The sequence below is a fragment of the Streptomyces sp. NPDC002588 genome (genome assembly GCF_040295925.1).
Lineage (GTDB): Bacteria > Actinomycetota > Actinomycetes > Streptomycetales > Streptomycetaceae > Streptomyces.
In genome coordinates, this window is record NZ_JBEOWF010000074.1 from 26,036 (window position 1) to 32,086 (window position 6,051).

Consider the following 6,051-nt stretch of genomic DNA (forward strand, 5'->3'; position numbering starts at 1 on the left):
CACAGCGGGTGCAGCGCCCGGCACCGGATGCTGCAATGGCTTCATGAACGAGAAATTCGAAGGAACAGGCCCCATCGACTACTTGATCGTGGAGTTTCCCGGAAACCATATGACGGGCGAGGGTTTCCCCCTGCTCGTCGATCTGGTGGACCGGGGAATCATCCGGATCCTGGACCTGATGTTCATCAGAAAGGAAGAGGACGGTTCGGTGACCGCGCTGGAAATCGCCGACCTCACCGGCGACGGCGAACTCGACTTCACCGTTTTCGAGGGCGCGCATTCCGGTCTGCTGGGCCAGGACGACCTCGAGGAGGCCGCCGCGGCCGTCGAGCCCGGCAACTCGGCCGGCCTGCTGGTCTACGAGAACCTGTGGGCCGCGCCCTTCGCCGCCGCTCTGCGCCGCGGCGGCGCCGAACTGGTCGCCTCCGGACGCCTGGACATGCAGGCCGTCCTGGCCTCGCTCGACGCCGCCGAGTCCGCTCCCTGAGACCCCTGAAGGGACCTCAGGCGCAGGTGCGGGGGCGGGTCAGGCCCGGGCCTCCCGGCTCGGGCCGACGCACAGGGCCCAGATGACGAAGCCGTCGATGACGATCAGCATGACGGCCCAGAACGGGTACCAGGGCAGCCAGGCGAAGTTGGCGATCATGGACAGCCCCGCCAAGGCGATACCGACGAAACGGGCCCACATGGCTTCCCGGAACAGCGCCAGGCCCGCAAGTGTGACGACGATGCCCAGCGCCAGGTGCAGCCAGCCCCAACTGGTCAGGCTCCACTGGAAAGTGAAATTCCGGGTGGTGACGAACACGTCGTCCTCGGCGATGGCGGCTATCCCTTCGAATATCGCCATGACACCGCTGAATATCATCATGATCGCGGCGAACAATGTCCATCCGGACATCGCGGTTCCCGAGCGGGTGGTCGTGCTCGACATTCCTGTACCGTGCGTGGCCATTCCGGCCTCCTTCGGCTGCGATACATCTGGATTCCACCCTGCCACGACTCGCGGCGACCGGCAGATCAGGATCAAATGGAAGCAACACTCCGGGTGAGAGGGGATCGCCATGCCAGGACTTCTTCGCGGAGTCGCCCGCACCGCGGTGGTCGCGGGAACGGCGACCGCGGTCTCCAACCGCGTGTCGCGCCGCCAGCAGGGCCGCTGGGCCGCGCAGCAGGGCCCTCAGGAGCCGCAGCCCCAGGCGGCGCCGCAGCCGGCGGCCGCGACGCCGGCGCCGGACGACCACATGAGCGGCAAGCTCGACGAGCTCAAGCAGCTCGGCGACCTCAAGGCACAGGGCGTGCTCACCGAGGCCGAGTTCGAGGAGCAGAAGCGCAGGCTCCTCGGCTGACCCGGGACCCGCCCGAACGACCCGGCTCCGCCGCGTACGATCACCCGGTGCCCACCCCACCCACCCCGTCCGTTCCCCCGGTCACCCTCCGGGCGGCGGCGACACCGACCGCGCCCGCCCTGGTCCTGCGGCCCTGGCGGCCGACGGACGTCCCCGCGCTGATCGAGGCGCACCGGGATCCCGTGCTGCGCCGGTGGATCAGCTCGCCCGTGGACGACGAGGCCGACGGGGAGCGCTGGGTGGAGTCGCAGGAGCAGGGCTGGGCCGCCGGGACGAGGTTCGGTTTCGCGGTGCTGGAGGAGCGACCGGGAACCGGTGAAGGGCGGTTGGCCGGCCATCTCGTCCTCAAGGAGGTCTCGTCCGGCAACCCGGCCGCCGAGGTGGGCTATTGGACCGCCGCACACGCACGTGGCCGGGGAGTCGCTCCGCGCGCCCTCCTGACCCTCACCGACTGGGCACACGACACCTTCGCGGACGCCGGGCTGACCCGGCTGGAGCTGATCCACCAGGTCGACAACCTCGCCTCGTGCCGCGTGGCGGAGAAGACCGGGTACGCCTTCGCGGCCGTGCTGCCCGCCATGCCCCCCGCGTATCCGCTCGACGGCCATCTGCACGTGTGCCACATGCCGTCACCCCTCCGTCACGGTTAGCCACGCAGGGCGGGGTGCGGCGACACGATGGCCGTCACCCCGGTGCCGGCGGTCAGGCCTTCCTGACCGGTGCGGGAGCGGCCGCCGGGGATCCCGCCCGGCGGCCGCTCCGGTCCGCCGCCGCCAGAGTCACCGTGACCGCGAGCGAGGTCAGTGCCATCGCCGTCATCGCGGTGGCGGCGGAGGTGAGTTGGGCCACGCCGCCCGCCAGCGACGCGCTCACGCCCTGCAGGGTGAGCATTCCGGAGGAGTGCAACCCCAGCGCGTGGCCGCCGAGTTCGGGAGGGGTGAGGGACATCAGGCGCTCCTGCTGGACCAGACTCGCGCCGAAGCCGACGGAGGCGAGGGTCGCGCAGGCGGCGGCGAGCGGAACGGCGGGGTGCAGGGCGAAGAAGGCGTAGGGGGCGGCGAGGAGGAGCAGCAGGGGGGTCGCCGTGCGGGCCCGCACGGCGGGCGGGAGCAGCCGGCCGACGGTCACGTCTCCCACCAGCATCCCCAGCGCCGCGCAGGCGAACAGCGTGCCCGCCGCGCCGGGGGCGTACGGCACGAACAGGGCCTCGCAGCCGACGACGAGGCCGTTGGGGAGCCACAGGCCCAGGTAGGTGAGGCGGCGGGGGCGCGAGGACCACAGGACGGCGTTGGTGCGCCAGGTCACCGCGGCCGAGAGGCGGCCGGTGGCGCGCGGCGGGCGGGCGGACAGACCCAGGCGGCCCGACACGGCGGCGACCGCGTACAGCAGGACGGCGAGGAGGAGGGTGCGGCGCGGGGAGAGGGCGGCCACCAGGGCGCCGCCGGTCGCGTAGCCCGCGGTCTGCATCAGCCCGTGCATGATGTTGAACAGCGAACGCCCCGGCAGATAGCCGTCCTTGGTGAGGATCTCGTTCAGCAGACCCCAGCGGACACCGCTGCCGAGCGAGGCGATCAGCCCCTGCAGGAGAACCACGGCGAAGACGCCGGGGACCGGCAGACCGGGCACGGCCAGCACCGCCGTGGTGACCGCGAAGGCGAGGGAGATGCCGGCGAGGGCCGCTCTCGGGGGCAGCCGGTCGGAGCCCGAGAGCAGCAGCGTCGCACCCACCACCTGGGCGAGCGAGGGGCCGAACATGCTCACCGCGGACAGCAGCGGGGAGTCGGTGGCCTCGTAGACGAGGGTGCCGAGGGCGAGTCCGCCCACCGTCTGGGCGGCGGTGTGGGCGGCGGAGGAGAGGAAGAGAGGCGTGAACTCGGGGGTGCGGAAGAGCTGTCGGTAGCGGTTACTGGGCATGCGCGGAGTCTCGGGCGGGCCCGGGAGGGGTGGTTATTGTTTCGCGGGTGTGCGAAACGTCGTGCGCGGACGGGGGTCGTGATGGGCTGGTGGCAGGTCAACGCGGACACCCTGGCCCGCAGCCGGTTCGTGCTGTCGCCGCTCGCCGAGACCTTCGCCTGTGTGAAGCTGCTGCAGTGGGGGGTGGGTGCGCACCCCGGTGAGCGGGAGTGGCTGCGGGACCATCTGCCGGGATACCGCGCCCGGCTCGCGGCCGATCCGGTGACGGCGCTGCTGGTGCGGGCGGGGCTCGGGAGGAGCTGGATCGCCGACTTCCTGACGCCGACGCCGCGGGACGGCGAGACCTTCGGGCAGGGCGTGGCCCGGGTGCGGGCGGCGCGCCCGGCGGACGCCCGCGCGCATCTGCGGGTGTCCCTCGCCGGTCCGCTGCCCGCCGCGCTGGACCGCGACGACCTGCCCGAACGGGCGGCCGCGCTGCTGGAGTACGTGTGGGAGGCGACCGTACGGCCGACCTGGGAGCGTCGGCGGCACGTCCTGGAGGCCGACGTGGCCGCGCGCACGGCGCGGATGAGCCGGGGCGGATGGGCCGTGGTGCTGGACTCGCTGCGGCCGGGGACCCGGTGGCTCGGGGACAACCGCTTCCAGGTGAACGCGCACGAATACCCGCCCCGCGAGGTCTCCGGCGCCGAGCTGGTCTTCGTGCCGGTCACGCCGGAGGCCGGGTGGGTGTCGTGGGAGGGGCGGGAGCGGTACGCCGTCGTGTACCCGTGCGCGGGCGTGCTGGCCGGGGACGAACGGGCGCGGGCCGTGCCGGCGGGTCTCGGCGCGCTGCTGGGCCGGCCCCGGGCGACCGTCCTGGTGCTGCTCGGGCAGGGGCCGCTGAGCACGACCCAGCTGGTCGCCCTGACCGGGCAGGGGCTCGGCTCGGTGGGCCGCCATCTGAAGGTCCTGCTGGACGCGGGACTGGTGGAGCGCCGCCGGACGGGCCGTTCGGTGCTGTACGCGAGGACGGGGGCGGGCGAGGTGCTGATGGGGTCCGGGACCCCACCCGGAACCTACGCCCCCCGCCCGGAACCGACGCCCCGCCCGGAACCGAACCCACCCGGCGGAGGCCGGATTCGTCCGGCAGGAACCAGATCCACGCGGCAGGAGCGGATTCCCCCGGCGGAGACCGGGTTCACCCGGCGGGGCTAGCATCCGGGCATGACTACTGATGCCGTGTCCTCTTCCCCCCTCGACGTCGAGATCGGTGCCCTCAAAGGCGGTTCCGCGGAGCTTTCCCGTTACGCGGGCGATGTCGTCCTGATCGTGAACGTGGCTTCCAAGTGCGGTCTGACCCCGCAGTACACGGGTCTGGAGCGGCTCCAGGAGCGGTACGCCGCCCAGGGCTTCACCGTGCTCGGGGTGCCCTGCAACCAGTTCCTCGGGCAGGAGCCCGGCACCGCCGAGGAGATCGCGGAGTTCTGCTCGGCGACGTACGGCGTGACCTTCCCGCTGACCGAGAAGGTCGAGGTGAACGGGGACGGCCGGCACGGCCTGTACGAGCGGCTCGTCGGCTTCGCGGACGGCGAGGGGCACAGCGGTGACATCCGCTGGAACTTCGAGAAGTTCCTGATCGGCCGGGACGGTCAGGTCGTCGCCCGGTTCTCCCCGCAGACCGAGCCGGAGGCCGCGGAGGTCGTCGCCGCGATCGAGGCCGGGCTCACCGCTTGACCTTGCCCCTGGGGCAGGGCTGAGTCTCCATGTCGCCGGGCGGGACCGACCGCCCGGTGACGGAGGATGACCAGGTGAACGCACGGGACGACGACGAACTGCTCACCATCGGCGCGTTCGCGGCCCGGGCCCGCCTGTCGGCCAAGGCACTGCGGCTCTACGACCGGCTGGGCCTGCTGGCCCCGGCGCACGTCGACGACGCCAGCGGCTACCGCTACTACCGGGCCGGCCAGGTGGACCGCGCCCGGCTGGTGGCGCTGCTGCGGCAGCTCGACATGCCGCTCGCGCGGATCGCCGAGGTGGTCGACGCGGCCGGCACGGACCGGGCGGGAGAGCTGCTCGCCGCGTACTGGACCGGGGTCGAGACCCGGTTCGCCGCCCAGCGCACGCTCGCCGGGTACCTCCGTGGACGCCTCACCGGGAGGAGCTCCGAGATGTACGAGAAGTTCAAGGTCGAGACGGTCGACGTGCCCGAGCAGGTGGTCGTCACCGAGACCCGGCACGTCCTGGCGGACGAGCTGCCCGTGTGGATCCCCGCCTCGCTGGGCCGCCTGGAGGAGGCGGCCGGCAGGTGCGGGGGCACCACCGGCGCGCCGTTCGTCGTGTACTCCGCCGAGGTCTCCATGGAGAGCGACGGCCCCGCCGAGGCCTGCGTGCCCGTCGCCGACGCGGCCGCCGCGCGGGCCTGGGCCGCGGCGCAGGGGCAGGGACGGCAGATCCGGGCGCGGATCGAACCCGCCCGACGGCTGGCCCGCACCCGCATCACCAAGGCCCAGGTCGCGCATCCGCAGATCATCGCCGCCTTCGAGGCGGTGGAGGCGTGGATGAAGCGGGAGGGCTGGGAGTACGACGGCCCCTGCCGCGAGACCTACTTCGCCGACTGGGACGCGGCGGGCCCTGAGGACCCGGTGTGCGACGTGGCGTTCCCGGTGAGGCGCGCCGAGAACCCGTCCTAGTGCCGCGGCAGGCAACGTTTGCCCGTAAAGGAGCGGCGTCCGGCGCGTGCTCTCGGCGTGCCGGGTGCAAGCCCTCGTACTGGACGTACTTGGGCTTGTGCCCGGTGCGGCGGTGGGGGCCC

At 72.7% G+C, this 6,051-nt stretch carries 9 protein-coding genes; 7 read left to right on the plus strand and 2 right to left on the minus strand.

The features are described 5' to 3' along the window. Window positions 1-43: 43 nt before the first annotated feature. Window positions 44-487, plus strand: a complete 444-nt coding sequence (locus ABT057_RS47010; RefSeq protein ID WP_352351175.1) for a DUF6325 family protein — start codon at window positions 44-46, stop codon at window positions 485-487. Between the two features lie 39 nt (window positions 488-526). Here ABT057_RS47010 and ABT057_RS47015 read toward each other — a convergent pair whose 3' ends face one another. Further along, window positions 527-931 carry a DUF7144 family membrane protein gene (locus ABT057_RS47015; RefSeq protein ID WP_352351189.1) on the minus strand — a complete coding sequence of 135 codons (405 nt, stop codon included), beginning with the start codon at window positions 929-931 and terminating at the stop codon, window positions 527-529. Here ABT057_RS47015 and ABT057_RS47020 point away from each other — a divergent pair. Genes ABT057_RS47020 through ABT057_RS47030 form a run of 3 tightly spaced genes read left to right on the plus strand, consistent with a single transcriptional unit; the run spans window position 846 to window position 1,996 of the window. Beyond that, entirely contained in the window at window positions 846-1,049 is a 204-nt protein-coding gene (locus ABT057_RS47020; RefSeq protein WP_352351191.1) for a hypothetical protein, read from the plus strand. The two genes, ABT057_RS47015 and ABT057_RS47020, sit on opposite strands and share 86 nt — an antisense overlap. A 12-nt stretch (window positions 1,050-1,061) precedes the next feature. Next, window positions 1,062-1,346, plus strand: a complete 285-nt coding sequence (locus ABT057_RS47025) for an SHOCT domain-containing protein (RefSeq protein ID WP_352351177.1) — start codon at window positions 1,062-1,064, stop codon at window positions 1,344-1,346. A 47-nt stretch (window positions 1,347-1,393) separates the two neighbouring features. Beyond that, complete coding sequence (locus ABT057_RS47030) at window positions 1,394-1,996, plus strand: GNAT family N-acetyltransferase (RefSeq protein WP_352351179.1); 603 nt, start codon at window positions 1,394-1,396, stop codon at window positions 1,994-1,996. Between the two features lie 52 nt (window positions 1,997-2,048). Here ABT057_RS47030 and ABT057_RS47035 read toward each other — a convergent pair whose 3' ends face one another. Continuing rightward, window positions 2,049-3,260 carry an MFS transporter gene (locus tag ABT057_RS47035; protein WP_352351181.1) on the minus strand — a complete coding sequence of 404 codons (1,212 nt, stop codon included), beginning with the start codon at window positions 3,258-3,260 and terminating at the stop codon, window positions 2,049-2,051. An 81-nt stretch (window positions 3,261-3,341) separates the two neighbouring features. Between ABT057_RS47035 and ABT057_RS47040 the strand changes: the two genes are divergently transcribed. Genes ABT057_RS47040 through ABT057_RS47050 form a run of 3 tightly spaced genes read left to right on the plus strand, consistent with a single transcriptional unit; the run spans window position 3,342 to window position 5,929 of the window. Then, entirely contained in the window at window positions 3,342-4,454 is a 1,113-nt protein-coding gene (locus ABT057_RS47040) for an ArsR/SmtB family transcription factor (RefSeq protein WP_352351183.1), read from the plus strand. Window positions 4,455-4,463: 9 nt separating this feature from the next. Beyond that, the gene (locus ABT057_RS47045; RefSeq protein WP_352351185.1) at window positions 4,464-4,973 is read left to right on the plus strand and encodes a glutathione peroxidase; all 510 of its coding nucleotides are present in this window, start codon (window positions 4,464-4,466) and stop codon (window positions 4,971-4,973) included. Between the two features lie 29 nt (window positions 4,974-5,002). Then, window positions 5,003-5,929 (plus strand): MerR family transcriptional regulator, encoded by a 927-nt coding sequence (locus tag ABT057_RS47050; RefSeq protein ID WP_352351187.1) that lies wholly within the window; start codon window positions 5,003-5,005, stop codon window positions 5,927-5,929. Window positions 5,930-6,051: the final 122 nt, after the last annotated feature.